The organism is Allosphingosinicella sp. (assembly GCF_036402135.1).
In the GTDB taxonomy this organism is placed as follows: domain Bacteria; phylum Pseudomonadota; class Alphaproteobacteria; order Sphingomonadales; family Sphingomonadaceae; genus Allosphingosinicella.
The window spans coordinates 1-15,023 of sequence record NZ_DASWTN010000006.1; the positions used below are offsets into that span (position 1 = coordinate 1).

The following is a 15,023-nucleotide window of genomic DNA, read 5'->3' on the forward strand; positions in this document are numbered from 1 at the left end:
CCACGCGTCCATCTATGACGGCTGCGCGCTCGGCAACGCCCAGATCGTCCGCTTTCGCCACAACAGTGTCGAAGACCTCGACAAGCGCCTAGGCCGCCTGCCGGCAGAAGGCGGCCGGCTCGTCGTGCTCGAAGGCGTCTATTCGATGCTCGGCGACATCGCGCCGCTGAAGGAAATGGTTCAGGTCGCGAAGAAGCACGGCGCGATGGTCGTGGTCGACGAGGCGCATGGCATGGGCTTCTTCGGGCAGAACGGCCGCGGCGTGTTCGAGGAAGCCGGCGTCGAAGCCGACGTGGATTTCGTCGTCGGCACCTTTTCGAAATCGGTCGGCACGGTTGGCGGCTTCGTCGTCTCCAACCATCCGAAGTTCGAAGTGCTGCGCCTCGTCTGCCGCCCCTATGTCTTTACCGCTTCCTTGCCACCCTCGGTGGTCGCGACCGCCGCGACCTCGATCCGGAAGCTGATGCATGCGGGCGAGAAGCGAGCCCACCTCTGGAAGAATTCACGCCGCCTCCATCAGGGGCTTCGCGACCTCGGCTTCAACATCGCCACCAAGGAAGCCGAGAGCGCGATCATAGCCGTGCTCCTGCCAGACCAGGAAACGACGGTCATGATGTGGCAGGCGCTGCTGGAACAGGGCGTCTATGTGAACATGGCCCGGCCGCCAGCCACGCCGGCCGGCATGTACCTCCTCCGCTGCTCGCTTTGCGCGGAGCATTCGGACGAGCAGGTGGATCAGATACTCGGCATGTTTGCAGCGGCGGGCCGCGCCGTTGGCTGCATAGCCTGAGGTAAAGCGCCTTTTAACCGTCACCCCATTGATCTAGGGTAAGCGCCTTATGGCGTATGAGGACATGGACGCCGCGCCCGAGGAAGGTTCGGGTGGCTGGCGGCGGGGATGGGCAAGCGCGGGCGCACTGATCGCCACCGTGCTGCTCGTCGCGCTGGTCGTCATGGTCACTCTGTCCAACCGGGCCCGGGATGATGCGGTCGCATGGGAGCGCCACACTTACGAAGTACTCTGGCTTACCCGCAATGTCGACGCGGCCATCTCCCGCTCGGAAGCCACTTTGGCCCGCTTCGTTCTCGACGAGAACGACCGCACCGGCATGGCCTATTACGACGAATGGCGGCGGGCGGGACGGCAAATCTCGCAGCTCTCCCGGATGGTCCGGCAGAATCCGGAGCAGCGCCGCCGGGTTGATGAGCTGCAGCAGCTTTATAATGCACGCGGGCAGGAATTCGCCGCCGCCGCCGCTGCGGCCGTGTCGCGTCAGCAAAGCGGCGGCGTTCCCTTCTTCTATCAGGCGGGACTTTCGGAGACCGGGCCGAAGCTTCGCGAGACGCTGGGTGCCATTGCCGACAGCGAACGGCAGCTCCTGCAGCGCCGCCGCGCCGAAACCCGCCTGTTCGACGAGCAGTCGGAGAAGCTGACCGAATATCTCGGCTGGGCAGCCGTGCTGATGGGTCTCGGTGCGATCCTGTTGGGACTGATGGCCTATAGTGCTCTCACCGATCGGCTGGTCGCCCGCCGAGAGGCCGATACCGAAGCTAACCGGGCCATGGCGCTCGAATATGCCGTACAGGAACGCACGCGCGAACTCCGCGAAGCGAACGAACGCCTTCGCGCCGAGGCGGCGGAGCGCGAGGCGGCCGAAGAAAGGCTCCGCCAGGTCCAGAAGATGGAAGCCGTCGGGCAACTTACCGGCGGTATCGCGCACGATTTCAACAATATGCTGGCCGTGGTCGTCGGCGGACTCGACCTTGCCAAGCGCAAGCTTCTCGGCGGCAGCAAGCAGGATGTGGAGACCCATCTCGAAAGCGCGATGGAAGGCGCATCCCGCGCCGCTGCGCTCACCCGCCGCCTGCTTGCTTTCTCCCGCTCCGATCCGCTCTCGCCTGAGGGTGTGGCACCGAGCGATCTCGTTCGCGGTATGCTGGACCTCGTCGACCGCACGATCGGCGAGCGGATCATCGTCCACACCCGCTTCCCCGGCGAGCCGTGGCACGTCTGGGCGGATCCGAACCAGCTTGAAAATGCGGTGCTGAACCTCGCCGTCAACGCACGCGACGCGATGGAGGGGCGTGGCGAACTCACCCTCGCCATCGACAATGTTTCCGTTGGTGAGAATGAGGTAGGGACGCTGCAGCCGGGCGAATATGTGCGCATCGGCGTCACCGACACCGGCTCCGGCATCGCGCCAGAGCATCTGGAGAAGGTGTTCGAGCCCTTCTTCACGACCAAGCCCGTGGGCAAGGGAACGGGTCTCGGCCTCAGCCAGATTTTCGGCTTCGCGCGCCAGTCGGGCGGCGACGTCACCATCGATTCCACCGTCGGCATCGGAACCACTGTGTCCATCTACCTGCCGCGCTCTATCCAGGCGGCGGAGCAGGCGGCCGAGCGGCAGGGCCGGCCGGCCGAGACGCAGCAGGTGGAAATGGCGCCTCCCGGGATGCACATCCTCCTCGTCGAGGACGACCCGCGCGTGTCGCGGTCGACGCAAAGCTCGCTCGAGGAGCTGGGTTACCGCGTCACCGCCTGTGAAGGCGGCCGCGAGGCGCTCGAACTGATGGAAGCGAGCCCGAACATCGAACTCGTCATCACCGACGTGATGATGCCGGAGATGACCGGGCCCGAGCTTGTCCGCGTCCTCGCCGAGCGTTACCCCCATGTCGGCGTGCTCTTCGTCACCGGCTATGCAGGCGAAGGCGAGGCCGCCGACCTCAGCGGCTACGACATGCTGAGAAAGCCCTTCACCGTGTCCGCCCTTGCCGAGGCGGTGTCGGCGGCAAGCGCGCGGCGCGCTAGCGTATCGCCCCACGCTTCAGCAAGCGCGGCAGCAGAGTGACCGCGCCGAGCAGCGGCCAGCGCCGCTGCCAAGGCGCAATCTTGATGTCTGTTCCCGCATGGCGATTTATCTTCCAGGCGAGGTAGTCGATTCCGCCCGCAAAGGTCGCGCTCGCCTTGGCGAGCCGCAGCACGCTCGCCCGCTTCCCGCGTTTGCGGAAACTTTCCCAGATCTGCCGCGCCGCAGTTGAGGAGAATGGTCGGATGCCCGGCAGGGCAGCTTCGGCAAATGCTTGGTAGCGCTGCGGATCGGCGTCCACGATGGACCCGGGCCGCTCCTTCCGCTCGGCGCGGAGTTCGCAATCGTAGGTGAGGGCAAAGCCCCTTCGCCAGATGGCGAGCGCGTCCGCTTCTTCGCCCTCGCGGAGCATCGGCAGCGTGAAAGCAAGCAGGGTCGGCGCTGCTAGCGCAATGCTTTCCACCGCTTGGCTCTTCGCTTCTTCGTCGGCCGACCATACCAATCTCGACGGCTGCGCGAAGCGAGCCCAGACCGACACGGTTTTCGCCCGCGCACTGCATTCGCGGCGAAAGTCGTCCTCGCTCAGCACCGCATATTTGCCGGCGAGCCCCTGATACTGGAGCGGGAAGACATTGGGCGGGATGAGCCGGTTTGCCGCCGCGAGCCACCTCTTGCCGTAAGCCGCGCGATAGTCGGAGACGATCAGGTAGAAATCAAGCATCTGCCCGTCGAGGTCGGAGGTGCGGAGGCAGGAGCCATAGAAGAGCACCGCGCGGGCGGCGGAGCCATATTGGGCAGCGATCGCAGCCGCCATCGCGCTCACGCGCAGATCGACCCGTAGCGACAGTTCCGCTTCGACGAGTGACTTAAGGTCGCTCACGCCGCCAGACGAAGGAAGGGGACGGGCGGCGTGGGTTTGAGCACGATCGGATGGCCGCGGCTCGCCTCGAACAACTCACCATCGAGGATGACATTGGAATGATCGCCCTCGATCCGGATCTCGTCGCCCCGCTCCAGATGCACGCCTTCAAGCCGGTGCCGCCCTAAACGGCCGCGAATGGCTTCGATGAGCGCGCGGACAAGCGTCAGCGTCTTCCGCTCTATGATCATCAGCTGAAGCGCGCCCTTGCTTGCGTCAGCTTTAGGGGAATGGCCGCCGAGCAGAAGCCGCTCGAGCGTCGTGACCATCAGCAGCGCGAACTGGCCCTGAAGCTGGCCGTGCTTTAGAACCGACACTTTGACGGGCGTCGGCTTGGGGGGAAACAGCCGGCCCTTCATGCCGAACATGATCGACAGCAGCGCCGCGATTACTGTCAACACATGGCTGAGACCGTTGGGAAGGCCCAGCGGATAAATTTTGTGGCGGCAGTAGAGCATCGTGTCGGCCAGCCCGGCGCCGCCCAGGAACATGCCCAGCACCTGCTTGCCCCCCGCGCTGCCGTCGCTGAGGGCGATCAACTCCCGCTGCACGATATGCGGGTGCATGTCGGACTTGGCGATCTCCAGCACGCGCTGCAGCGCTTCCATCGGATCGCCCTCTGCGCCCAGATCGAGCGCGATGAGGTTGGTCTTGCCGTTGGGGAGCACCGCGACCGGCGGCGGCTCCTTACCGAAATGGCCGCCGTGATAAAGCTCGGTGAGCGCCGCTTGGACGGTGCCGTCGCCGCCGTTGATGACCAGCACCTTCGGCTTCACCTTGGCGATAGTGGCTAGGGCGGTGCCGATCTGGTCGACATGCTCCACCTCATAGTGGAAAATATCTTTATGCGCGGCGCAAAAGCTCCTCACGCGCGGAAGCAGCGATCTGTTTCCGGTCGAACGCGGGTTGGAGAGGAGCGCGACGCGGGCCATTTATACAATCGGATCGATTGAAAGACCGCGCCGGTAGTTCAGCACGACGTCAATATTTTTGACGCCGTTGCCGACGGCGATCACCACCTGGCTGTGCTTCGGACGGAGCTTAGTGAGCGAAATGTCCGGATTGCGCGAAAATCCGCCTCCGTCATTCCACCCGGACTTTCCGTTCGCGTCAGCGTCATGCCGCACCGCGACAGCATAGTTACCGGGACGGGGCACGGCGATGCAGACCTGCATCGGGCCGGAACTGTCCACCGGAATATCGATGCGCCGAAGCTTCTTGCCCTTGGCAAGGAAATCGGCCGGATTGCTGCCGTAAAGCTGCACGCGAACCTTGCCCGCACGGTTCTTGAAACCCTTAACGTTGACGAGGATCGAGGGGCGGCCGGAGCGGCAGGCCGCCGCGTCTGGGCCAACTGCTTGCGCCGGAGCGGGCGCCGCCGTTATCGCGAGTGCGGCCACCGCGATGGAAGACAATAATTTGAACATGACCAGCCAGCTCCTGGGAACTATAGCCACGCCGGCACAAGGCATGGCCCGGTTGTAACAGCCCCCATGAAGTGCAAGATCGTGCACGGTTGCGGCCAAAATATGTTCAAGGGGCGTCGAAAGTTGAGCATCGCCACTCGTATCGACCGCTATTTGGCGAAGTTGATCTTCGTGCCGCTGATGACGACGTTGACGCTCGCGGCGATGCTGCTGCTGCTCGACAAGATGCTGCGCCTGTTCGACTTCGTGGTGACGGAGGGCGGACCCATCGGCGTGGTCTGGCAGATGCTGGCGAACCTCATTCCGGAATATCTGTCGCTCGGCATTCCAATCGGGCTTCTGCTCGGCATCCTACTTGCCTTCCGAAGGATTGCTTTGTCGTCGGAGCTGGACAGCCTCCGCGCCGTCGGCCTCAGCTACGGCCGACTGCTCCGCGTGCCTTACATGTACGCAATCGGGTTGGCGCTGGTGAACCTCGCCATCGTCGGCTTCGTTCAGCCTTACGCCCGTTACGCTTACGAGGGGCTTCGTTTCGAGCTTCGTTCAGGCGCCCTCGGCGCCTCCATCAAAGTCGGCGAGTTCAACAATCTGGGCAAAAGGATGACACTCCGTGTCGACCGCAGCGACGATGAGGGTCGGCACCTCCACGGCGTCTTCATTCGCGCCGAGAGCCGCGACGGCCGCACACTCGCCGCTACCGCCGATCTCGGCACCTTCCTCGCGACCGATGATCCGGACACCATCATCCTACGCCTCTCGAACGGCAGGCTGGTGCACACCGCGCCCAGCTACCGCGCCCCGCGAGTGCTTAGCTTTCAGAGCCACGACATTCCGATTGACCTTCCTACGATTGAAACCTTCCGCGGCCGCGGCGACGGCAATCAGGAGCTTACTATCCCGGAGCTGGTGCGGATCGGCAAATCGGACAATGCACCCGAGCGCCTCCGCGACGAGATCCGGAGCAACTTTCACTTCCGCATGGTGGAGGTGGTGATGATGCTGCTTTTGCCGCTACTGGCAGTCGCATTGGCGGTACCGCCGAAGCGCAGCACCTCCGGCCTCGGTATCTTCGTCGGCATCGTGATGATTGTCACCTATCACAAAATCAATCAATATGCCGAGCAGATGGGGGCGCAGGACCGCTTCGATCCGGTACTGGCGCTGTGGGTGCCCTTCGCCATCTTTGCCGCGATCATCCTTCGCATGTATTGGACGCTGGCGCACAAGCCGGGGGGGCAGCCGATCGGCGCGCTTGAGAGGGCGTTCGCCAAGGCGGGTAGCGCAGTCGGGCGTATCTTCCGCTTCGGGGGCAAGCGGCGCGCGGTGGCGGCCGAGTAATGAACCTGCACTTCTTCCCATCGAAGCGCATCGCCTTCTACATGGCGAAGACCTTCCTGCTGCGAAGCCTTGCCGTGCTCGCCGCGCTCGTCCTCATCCTGATGACGCTCGACCTGCTCGGAGAGAGCGGCAAGATACTTCGCCAGCCGGGGAATGGCGACGCGCAGCTCTGGCAATATGTGTCGCTCCGCATCCCGATGCTCATCGCCCGGTTTCTGCCCTTTTCGGTGCTGCTGGGCACGCTCATCACCTTGGCGACCCTCAACCAGAATAGTGAAATCGTCAGCATGAAGGCCGCGGGCATTTCCGCGCACCAGATCATCGCGCCTTTGATGCTGGCGAGCCTGTTCGTGGCGGCGGTCTCTTTCGCTTTCAACGAGCGGATCGTCACCCGCGCCGCAGCGACGCTCGCCGCCTGGGAGGCTGTCGAATATGGCCCGGTGCCGCCGAGCACCGGCGTCTCCTCGAATGTATGGGTGCGAACCGGCGACGATCTGATCCTTGCGCGGCAGGTCAGCGGCAAGCGCGAACAGACCTTGCTCCGCGGCCTCACCATCTATCATCGCGACGGTGGCATCCTCCATTCCGTCATTCGCGCCGAAAGCGCCAGACCGGACAATGGCGGCTGGCTGCTCCAGAATGCCGAACTATTCGACATCAATGGAACCGCCGTTCGCCGGTCTCAAACGATGCGCGTCCTGGAGGGCGTGCAGACCGATCAATTCACGCTGGCCCGGGTAGAGCCTGACGAGCAGGATTTCTGGACGCTCCGCGACTCCATTCGCGAGCTTAAGACCGCCGGCCGCCCTACCGGCGCCCTGGAAGCCGGATTGTGGCACAAGATTTCCGGACCACTGTCGGCGGTGCTGATGCCGCTTCTCGCCGCGGTCGCCGCGTTCGGCCTGGCCCGCTCCGGTCAACTCTTCGTCCGCGCGGTGATCGGCATGGGCCTCGGCTTCGCTTATTTTGTCGCTGACAATTTCGCGCTCGCAATGGGCAACTTCGGCGCCTATCCGCCGCTCCTTGCCGCTTGGGGCCCGTTCGCGCTCTTCCTCCTGATCGGCGAGACCGTCCTTATCCGGACCGAAGAGTAAATGGCCTCAGGGGGCGATGTCACCCGAAGCGAGGTCGCGAAAGGCGCCGGCCTCGCCGGGCTGGCCCGCCTCGGTGCCGTCATCGAAGCGCTGGCCCAGCCTCTCTTCACCTGGCTTTTCGGCCTCGCGACCTATGGCCTCTACGTCGTGCTTTGGGGGGTAGTAAGCTTCGTTTCCAATCTCTCGGACCTTGCCATGACGAGCGCGCTGCAGCGCGTCGTTCCGGCCGCCGAGCGGGAGGAACAGGCTCACGCGGCCGTGAAGCTTGCCTTGCTGGTCGCCGTGCTGCCGACCCTCCTCATTGCGGCCGCCGTAACTTGGCAGGCCGAAGCCATCGCAGGTCTTTTTTCTGCCGCGCCCGAGGACCGGCAAAGCCTGCCGCAGGCGATCCGCATCTTCATTTGGGCGCTGCCCCTTTGGACGTTCGTGGAAGTCGCCACGTCTGCCGCTCGCGCTCGCCGCGCGTTCGGGCCAGAAATCCGCCTCCGCATCTTCTGGGAGCAGATCGCGCGCATTCTCTTCTCGCTCCTCTTCTTCGCTTTCGGTGCCCGCACCCTCGGCCTGATGCTTGCTCATCTCTGCTCGCTCGGGCTTACAGCGTCGCTCTGCGTGCCGCTCCTCGCCCGCTATTTCGACCTGAAGCTGCTTCTCCGCGCGCCGATCTCGCGCGCGCTCGCCGCCAACCTGTTCCTCTCCGGTCTCGCCCTTTACCCCGCTTCGCTGGCACGCCGGCTCCTGATCGATGCGCCTCCGGTCGTGCTCAATCTCTTGCTGCCGGGCACGCGAGGCGCGGTCGCCGCCGGCCTGTTCGAGATCGCCCGCAAGATTTCGACGATACCGCTCATCGTCCGTCAGGCCTTTCAATATGTGATGGCCCCGCTCTCATCAGCCCAAGCGCGCAGCGACCGAGCGGCAATCGCGCCGCTCTACCGCTTCGCAAGCCGCGTCTCGACCGCGCTCGTTATTCCGCTGGCGGGCCTGCTGATCTTTGCCGGTGCGGACATATTGAGCGTCTACCGCCCCGAAGCCGCGGCGGCGCTGCCGCTGCTCGTCATCCTCGCCGCCGCCCGTGCCGGCGAAGCGGTGGTTGGCCCAGCCACGTCTATTGTCGAGATGACGGGGCACAGGGGCCTGCCACTCCTCAACAGCCTACTCGGCATTCTCCTCTGGGCGGCGCTCACCGCCTTGCTTGTTCCGAGCCTCGGCCCGCTCGGAATGGCGATATCGGTTGCCGCGGGCACCCTGCTCATCGCCGTTGCAGCGACGGTTGAGCTCGGGTTTTCCGACGGGCTCCTGCCCTTCGATCGCAAGCTCTTTGCCGCGCTGGGCATCGCCCTCGCCGGCGTAGCCATGATGTGGACGGCTCAGATCCTGATCGGCGGCCCGCCAAGGTTCATCGCCGTGCTCCTGCTCTGGGCGCTGACCAGTTGGGTGGCACTCCGCTTCGGCCTCACCCGAACCGACCGCGAAGCGCTTGGTGGCTTCGCGCGTAGCGTGCGACTGGTGCCGAAAAGTCACAGCCGATAAGCGCCCCGCCCGAAATCCGCCTTATTGCAAGTTCATGACGCGGACACATATTGGCGTCTAATGCGGGGGCATAAGCGTCGGCACGCAAGAATATCGAGGAAATTCAAGGTGAAGCTCGCACAATCGATGCGTCCGGGGTTCTGGAACCGTTCGCACCATCTAGACAAGATGACGCTGCGCGAACTGGTCGTGGCTTACTTCCAGTATCCGGCGATCATCGCCTATATCGCGCTTGCGCTCGCCGCGATCGCCGCTTTCGCCTGGCGTCCAGCGCCGCTCGCGCCGACCCTTGCCGCAGTCGTCGTCTCGGCGCTCGTTTATCCGCTCGTTTGGTATGTGCTTCACCGCTGGGTGCTGCACAGCCGCTGGATGTTCAAGATTGCGCCGCTCGCCTCCACCTGGAAGCGCATCCATTACGACCACCACCAGGATCCCAACCATCTCGAGGTGCTGTTCGGCGCTCTGCACACTACGCTGCCGACAATCGCGCTCGCGACGGCTCCGCTCGGCTATGCGATCGGCAGCTTCTGGGGCGCGGACGCCGCGTTCGGCGCCGCCTGCGTCGCCTTTGCGACGGGGCTCCTCACCACCTGCTTCTACGAATTCTGTCACTGCATCCAGCATCTCGCCTACAAGCCCAAGTCGAAGTGGCTGGCGGAAATGAAGAAGCGCCACATGGCCCATCATTTCCATGACGAGAACGGCAATTACGGAATCACGACCTTCCTCTGGGACAAGCTGTTCGGCACCTATTACGACCGCGCCGAACGCCCGGAAAAGAGCCCGACCGTCTTCAACCTCGGCTATACGCCGGAGGTGGCGAAGCGCTGGCCGAAGGTTGCCGAGCTCAGCGGCGGCGTCGCCACCGGCCATCCACGCAAGCGTGGCGAATAGGGCTTAGCCGCTGTAGAGTCGGACGAGCCGCCCCGGCGGCGCGCCCGCATAATAAGCGGCAAGGCAGGCGAGGTTGCGTGCGGAGCGCCGGAACCAGCCGTCTTTTTCCCATCGCTCGGCTGAAGTGACGGCGTCCGCCGCCAACAGACGCAGCCGCGCCTTGCCGATGCGGCGGACAAAGTCGACATCCTCCATCAGCTGCAAGGATGAATAGCCGTTAAGCGCATCGTACAGGCGGCGCGGGACCAGCAGTCCCTGGTCACCGTAGGGCAGGCCCAACAATCGCGTCCTAAGCGCCACGCCTCGCTCGATGAGCCGCGCCTGCCAGGCTGCGGAGGCAAGGTGGAAGCGGAAGCAGGCGGCCCTCTCAGGCTCCGCCTTCATATGCTGCTCCGCAGCCTTGCGCCAGCCGGGCGACAGACGCGTGTCAGCATGGAGGAAGAGCAGCCAGTCGCCCCCTGCCGCTTCGGCTCCGGCGATCAACTGGTGCCCGCGCCCGGTGGCGGCGCAGAGCAGTACTACCTCGCGGCGCGCGGCGACTTCGATCGTATAGTCGCTTGAGCCGCCGTCCACGACGACGATCTCGTCCGCCTCCCGCACCGCATCAAGGGTCGCGCCCAGATGGGCTTCGGCATTCAGCGTTGGGATGACGACCGAAAGCAATCAGCCGGAACAGCTTGCGCCGCCGAGCACGCAGAAGCGCGCGCAATGCGGGTGGTTGAGCATCACCTTGCCGCTGGCATCGCTGAGGCTTTGGCCAAGCGCGAATTGCGCATCGTAGGGGAGCAAAGTGCAGGCGACGACATGCGGCCGCTCCGCCCCCTTCGCCTTCACCACCATGCGGCTCGACGCGCACATCATGGCCGAGGGCGGCACGTCCAATATGCCCCAGCAGGCTTCGGTGATTTCCGGGACATCGGCTGCCGCGTCCATCTCAGGGAACAGTACCAGTCCGCCGTCGACGCTGACGCCAAGCTCGGCGAACAGGCGGTCATACCCGGCGCGTGCCTCGGCCGCGTCCTCACCGGCGAGGCTTCGCCCGGCAACGGCAAGGCGGAAGCCCTGCTCCGAGAGCCAGCGGAGGCCGTCGAGCGCCTTCTCCCACGTACCGGCGCCCCGCTCCGCCTCATGCACAGCCCTGGTGTGATGGTCGAGGCTGACGCGGAAGGTGATCCGCTCGCGCGGCAGCGCCTTCAACTGCGCCTCGAACCGGCGCATCGGCCGCATCGCATTGGTGAGCACCAGCACTTCAAAGCCGCGCCGCTGGGCTGACGCCAGCATCGGGATGATGTCCCGATTCATGAAAGGCTCACCGCCGGTGAAGCCGATCTCGCGCGTGCCAACCGCCTGGGCCTCATCGAGATAAGCCTCGACTTCCGCGAGCGTCAGATAGACGAGGGCGTCGTTGGTGGGGGAGCTTTCGATATAGCAGCTCTTGCAGGCGAGATTGCAGAGCGTGCCGGTGTTGATCCAGAGCGTTTCCAACCACTCAAGCGCGACATAGGCCCGCCGTTCGCCCTTCGCCGTCACCGCCGGATCGCGAAACTTGGCCGGATCGAGTGGGCGCGCCGCCGGGTCGAGGAAGGGCGACAGGTCGGTCTCGGGAGCGGTAGCTATCTCGTCTCTCCTCTCCTAAGCAGTAGATGGTAATCGGGCGGCGCAAAAGGGGCGGCAGGCATGAAGGGCGGACGGGCGGCACTCCTGATCCTGGTCCTTGCAGCGATCACCGCTTTCTTCCTCTTCGGTCTTGGGGACTACCTGACGCTCGAGGCGCTGAAGGCGCGGCAGGCCGATCTGGCGCGGCTGCTCGAAGAACGGCCGCTGCTGCTGATCGGCGGCTTCTTCCTCTTCTACGTCGCTGTGACAGCGCTCTCGCTGCCCGGCGCTGCGATCATGACCCTCGCGGCGGGTGCGATTTTCGGGCTGTTGCTCGGCACGATCATCGTCTCCTTCGCCTCCACCATCGGCGCGAGCCTTGCCTTTCTCACCTCCCGCTATCTGCTCCGCGATTGGGTGAAGGCCAAGTTCGGCCGGCGCGTGGAAGCGATCGATCGCGGCATCGCCAAGGATGGCGCCTTTTACCTCCTGACCCTGCGGCTGATCCCGGCCTTTCCCTTCTTCCTCATCAATTTGGCGATGGGGCTGACAGCGATGCGGCTGCTTACTTTCGCTCTCGTCAGCCAGATCGGAATGCTGCTGGGCACCATCGTCTTCGTGAATGCGGGGACGCAACTGGCGCGGATCGAGAGCACAGGTGACATCCTATCACCCGCTCTGATCGGTTCGTTCGTGCTGCTCGGCCTGTTCCCTCTGCTTGCCAAGTGGGTCATGAGTGGCGTGAGACGGCGACGGATCTACAAAGGCTTCAAACGGCCGAAGAAGTTTGACCGCAACCTGATCGTGATCGGCGCGGGCGCCGGAGGGCTAGTCACTGCGTACATCGCCGCGACGGTGCGGGCGAAGGTGACGCTCATCGAAGCCGGCAAGATGGGTGGCGACTGCCTCAACACGGGCTGCGTCCCGTCTAAGGCGCTGATCCGGAGCGCCCGCGCGGCGCATGACGTGAGGAAGGCTGCGGACTTCGGCATTCGAGCTGATCCACCTGTTGTGGATTTCCCGGCGATGATGGCCCGCATCCGTGAGGTGATCAGCACCATCGAGCCTGCCGATAGCGTAGAGCGCTATACCGGCCTCGGCGTCGACGTGCGGCTGGGTCACGCGAAGATCGTCGATCCTTGGACTGTGGAGACAGACGGGCGCGAGCGGCTGACCACCCGCTCGATCGTCATTGCCGCGGGTGCGGAGCCGTTCGTGCCCGTGATCCCGGGTCTGCGTGAGGCGGGCTATCTCACCAGCGACACGATGTGGGACGCGCTTTCCGGCCGCGATGCCTTGCCCCAGCGCGTCGTCATCATCGGCGGAGGCCCCATCGGCACGGAGATGGCGCAGGCCTTTGCGCGGCTCGGCAGCAAGGTCGTGCTGGTCGAGCAAGGCGCACGCATCCTGCCGCGAGAGGATGGCGAGGTTTCCGCCTTCGTCGCCGACACCCTGCGCGGCGAAGGCGTCGATATCCGCACGGGGCACGAGGCGCTTGGCTGCGAAGCAAAGGCGCTAATCGCACGCGGGCCGGAGGGCGAAGTAACGCTTCCCTTCGACGAGATCATCGTCGCCGTCGGCCGCAAGGCGCGGCTCACGGGCTATGGGCTGGAGGAGCTTGGCATCGAAACGGACAGTAACATCGTCACCAATGCCTATCTAGAAACCGTCTATCCCAACATCTTCGCCGCGGGCGACGTCACTGGCCCTTATCAATTCACCCACGCTGCCGCGCACCAGGCGTGGTTCGCAGCAGTGAACGCCCTGTTTGGCCAGTTCCGGAAGTTCCGTGCTGATTACTCAGTGCTGCCTTGGGTGACCTATACGGACCCGGAGGTGGCGCATGTCGGCCATAATGAATTGAGCGCCCGAGGAGCGGGCATCGCCTATGAGATCGTCCGCTATGAATTGGACCATCTCGATCGGGCCGTGACGGAAGGCGCGAACAGAGGCTTCGTAAAGCTGCTGGTGAAGCCGGGTTCGGACAAGATCCTCGGCGCGACCATCGTTGCCGCCAATGCGGGCGAGCTGATCGCCGAATATGTGCTGGCAATGAAGCACAATATCGGCCTCAACAAAGTGCTCGGCACCATCCACGCCTATCCGACCATGGCCGAAGCGAACAAATATGCGGCCGGCGAATGGAAGAAGGCGCACAAGCCGGAGCGGCTGCTCGCCTGGGTCGAACAATATCATCGCTGGCAGCGCGGCTGATGCAGACGCGGATCGTCATCTTCGCCAAAGCGCCGGTGCCGGGGCAGGTGAAGACACGGCTCATCCCCGCATTGGGAGAGGAAGGTGCGGCGAACCTGGCGCAGCGCATGTTGACGGACACCTATCGTGCGGCATCCTCGGTGCTGATCGCCGAGACAGAGATCTGCGCAACGCCCTCACCGGCCGCGCCTGAATGGAAAGGCAAGCTGCCGCCGCAGGCGAAGCGGCTCAGCGAGCAGGGCGACGGCGACCTCGGCGAAAGACTCGCCCGCGCGGCGGAGCGGGTGGTTTCGGACGACGAGCGCGTCGTTTTCATCGGCACCGACTGCCCTCAACTGGACGAGCGGCGCCTGAAGCAGGCCTGCTGGGAGCTGGAGACGCACGATGCGGTCATCCATCCGACCTTCGACGGCGGCTATGCTTTGCTCGGCCTCAACCGCTTCGATCCTTCGCTATTCAGCGGGATCGGCTGGAGCGGGCCGGACGTGGCGCGGGAGACGATCGGGCGCGTCCGGGCGCTCGGCTGGTCGCTGCATCTCGGCGCCACGCTCCGTGACATAGACGAGCCGGAGGACCTCGCCTTTTATGAGGCGCGGGGATAGGAGCGGCCGCGATGGACAGGCTCCCTCCCTATGGCGAACTGCTAGGGCTCAGCACCCGCCGCGGGGAGGATGGCGAGCTCCTCTGGGTGATGCCGTTCCGCGAGGAAGTGGTGGGGCGGCCCGGCTATCTGCACGGCGGCGCTATCGCCGGCCTGCTCGAATTCGCCGCGCTCGGTACGCTTTACGACGCGCTGGGGGACGAGGATGTGACGGTGAAGCCGATCAACGTCACCGTCGATTTCATGCGCGGCGGCGGCAAACATGAAACCTATGCCGCGGCGACCATCACCCGCCTCGGCAACCGCGTTGCGAACGTCGAGTCCCTCGCCTGGCAGCAGGACCGGGCAAAGCCGATCGCCACCGCCCACATGAACCTGATGCTGCGGCGGGAAAAAGCTGGCGAAGATTAGGTGTTAGCCGCCCGGCGGACGGGCGTTGCTGTCCCGCGCGCTGCCGCCGTGGCCGCCGCCCGCTTTCTTGTTGTCATCAGTGGATTTCGACCCGCGTCCGGTAAGGTTGTTGCCGCGCGTATCGTTGCCGCTGTCCCTGCGTGGACCGCTCATATCCGTCTCCTTTGCTGCGCCGCCAACGGCCCCGGCCGCCTC

The 15,023-nt window shown here is 64.6% G+C and carries 15 protein-coding genes; 9 read left to right on the forward strand and 6 right to left on the reverse strand.

The window, feature by feature from the left end; all coding sequences use genetic code 11:
- Both VGD10_RS01650 and VGD10_RS01655 read left to right on the forward strand, forming a co-directional pair.
- On the forward strand, nucleotides 1–790 hold a 790-nt coding region (locus VGD10_RS01650; RefSeq protein ID WP_331039052.1), incomplete at its 5' end, for an aminotransferase class I/II-fold pyridoxal phosphate-dependent enzyme.
- Between the two features lie 64 nt (nucleotides 791–854).
- On the forward strand, nucleotides 855–2,849 hold the full coding sequence (locus tag VGD10_RS01655; RefSeq protein ID WP_331039053.1) for a hybrid sensor histidine kinase/response regulator: 1,995 nt from the start codon (nucleotides 855–857) through the stop codon (nucleotides 2,847–2,849).
- Here VGD10_RS01655 and VGD10_RS01660 read toward each other — a convergent pair.
- The 3 genes from VGD10_RS01660 to VGD10_RS01670 are packed head-to-tail and all read right to left on the reverse strand — an operon-like array spanning nucleotide 2,806 to nucleotide 5,153.
- Nucleotides 2,806–3,687 carry a hypothetical protein gene (locus VGD10_RS01660; protein WP_331039054.1) on the reverse strand — a complete coding sequence of 294 codons (882 nt, stop codon included), beginning with the start codon at nucleotides 3,685–3,687 and terminating at the stop codon, nucleotides 2,806–2,808. The two genes, VGD10_RS01655 and VGD10_RS01660, sit on opposite strands and share 44 nt — an antisense overlap.
- Nucleotides 3,684–4,658: a diacylglycerol/lipid kinase family protein gene (locus VGD10_RS01665; protein WP_331039055.1), complete on the reverse strand. Its 975-nt coding sequence runs from the start codon at nucleotides 4,656–4,658 to the stop codon at nucleotides 3,684–3,686. The genes VGD10_RS01660 and VGD10_RS01665 overlap by 4 nt, the downstream gene beginning before the upstream one ends.
- Nucleotides 4,659–5,153: a DUF2141 domain-containing protein gene (locus tag VGD10_RS01670; RefSeq protein ID WP_331039056.1), complete on the reverse strand. Its 495-nt coding sequence runs from the start codon at nucleotides 5,151–5,153 to the stop codon at nucleotides 4,659–4,661.
- A gap of 129 nt (nucleotides 5,154–5,282) precedes the next feature.
- On the opposite strand from VGD10_RS01670, the gene lptF reads away from it, so the two are divergent.
- The 4 genes from lptF to VGD10_RS01690 all read left to right on the forward strand — a co-directional run bounded on the left by lptF (nucleotide 5,283) and on the right by VGD10_RS01690 (nucleotide 10,006).
- Complete coding sequence (lptF, locus tag VGD10_RS01675; protein WP_331039094.1) at nucleotides 5,283–6,491, forward strand: LPS export ABC transporter permease LptF; 1,209 nt, start codon at nucleotides 5,283–5,285, stop codon at nucleotides 6,489–6,491.
- On the forward strand, nucleotides 6,491–7,585 hold the full coding sequence (gene lptG / locus VGD10_RS01680) for an LPS export ABC transporter permease LptG (protein ID WP_331039057.1): 1,095 nt from the start codon (nucleotides 6,491–6,493) through the stop codon (nucleotides 7,583–7,585). Before lptF ends, lptG begins: the two co-directional genes overlap by 1 nt.
- Nucleotides 7,586–9,112, forward strand: a complete 1,527-nt coding sequence (locus tag VGD10_RS01685) for a lipopolysaccharide biosynthesis protein (RefSeq protein WP_331039058.1) — start codon at nucleotides 7,586–7,588, stop codon at nucleotides 9,110–9,112. It begins immediately after the preceding gene.
- A gap of 126 nt (nucleotides 9,113–9,238) precedes the next feature.
- On the forward strand, nucleotides 9,239–10,006 hold the full coding sequence (locus VGD10_RS01690) for a sterol desaturase family protein (RefSeq protein ID WP_331039095.1): 768 nt from the start codon (nucleotides 9,239–9,241) through the stop codon (nucleotides 10,004–10,006).
- A gap of 3 nt (nucleotides 10,007–10,009) precedes the next feature.
- Here the strand turns inward: VGD10_RS01690 and VGD10_RS01695 are convergent, their stop codons facing one another.
- Both VGD10_RS01695 and VGD10_RS01700 read right to left on the reverse strand, forming a co-directional pair.
- Nucleotides 10,010–10,669 carry a TIGR04283 family arsenosugar biosynthesis glycosyltransferase gene (locus VGD10_RS01695; RefSeq protein WP_331039059.1) on the reverse strand — a complete coding sequence of 220 codons (660 nt, stop codon included), beginning with the start codon at nucleotides 10,667–10,669 and terminating at the stop codon, nucleotides 10,010–10,012.
- A complete protein-coding gene (locus VGD10_RS01700) occupies nucleotides 10,670–11,536 on the reverse strand; it encodes a radical SAM protein (protein WP_331039060.1) in 867 nt (288 codons plus the stop codon).
- 147 nt (nucleotides 11,537–11,683) lie between these two features.
- Between VGD10_RS01700 and VGD10_RS01705 the strand changes: the two genes are divergently transcribed.
- Genes VGD10_RS01705 through VGD10_RS01715 form a run of 3 tightly spaced genes read left to right on the forward strand, consistent with a single transcriptional unit; the run spans nucleotide 11,684 to nucleotide 14,828 of the window.
- Nucleotides 11,684–13,816 (forward strand): FAD-dependent oxidoreductase, encoded by a 2,133-nt coding sequence (locus tag VGD10_RS01705; RefSeq protein ID WP_331039061.1) that lies wholly within the window; start codon nucleotides 11,684–11,686, stop codon nucleotides 13,814–13,816.
- Nucleotides 13,816–14,418: a TIGR04282 family arsenosugar biosynthesis glycosyltransferase gene (locus VGD10_RS01710; RefSeq protein WP_331039062.1), complete on the forward strand. Its 603-nt coding sequence runs from the start codon at nucleotides 13,816–13,818 to the stop codon at nucleotides 14,416–14,418. Before VGD10_RS01705 ends, VGD10_RS01710 begins: the two co-directional genes overlap by 1 nt.
- Nucleotides 14,419–14,429: 11 nt before the next feature.
- Nucleotides 14,430–14,828 (forward strand): PaaI family thioesterase, encoded by a 399-nt coding sequence (locus tag VGD10_RS01715; protein WP_331039063.1) that lies wholly within the window; start codon nucleotides 14,430–14,432, stop codon nucleotides 14,826–14,828.
- A 3-nt stretch (nucleotides 14,829–14,831) separates the two neighbouring features.
- On the opposite strand, the gene VGD10_RS01720 is transcribed toward VGD10_RS01715, so the two are convergent.
- Nucleotides 14,832–14,981 carry a hypothetical protein gene (locus VGD10_RS01720; protein WP_331039064.1) on the reverse strand — a complete coding sequence of 50 codons (150 nt, stop codon included), beginning with the start codon at nucleotides 14,979–14,981 and terminating at the stop codon, nucleotides 14,832–14,834.
- Between the last annotated feature and the right edge of the window lie 42 nt (nucleotides 14,982–15,023).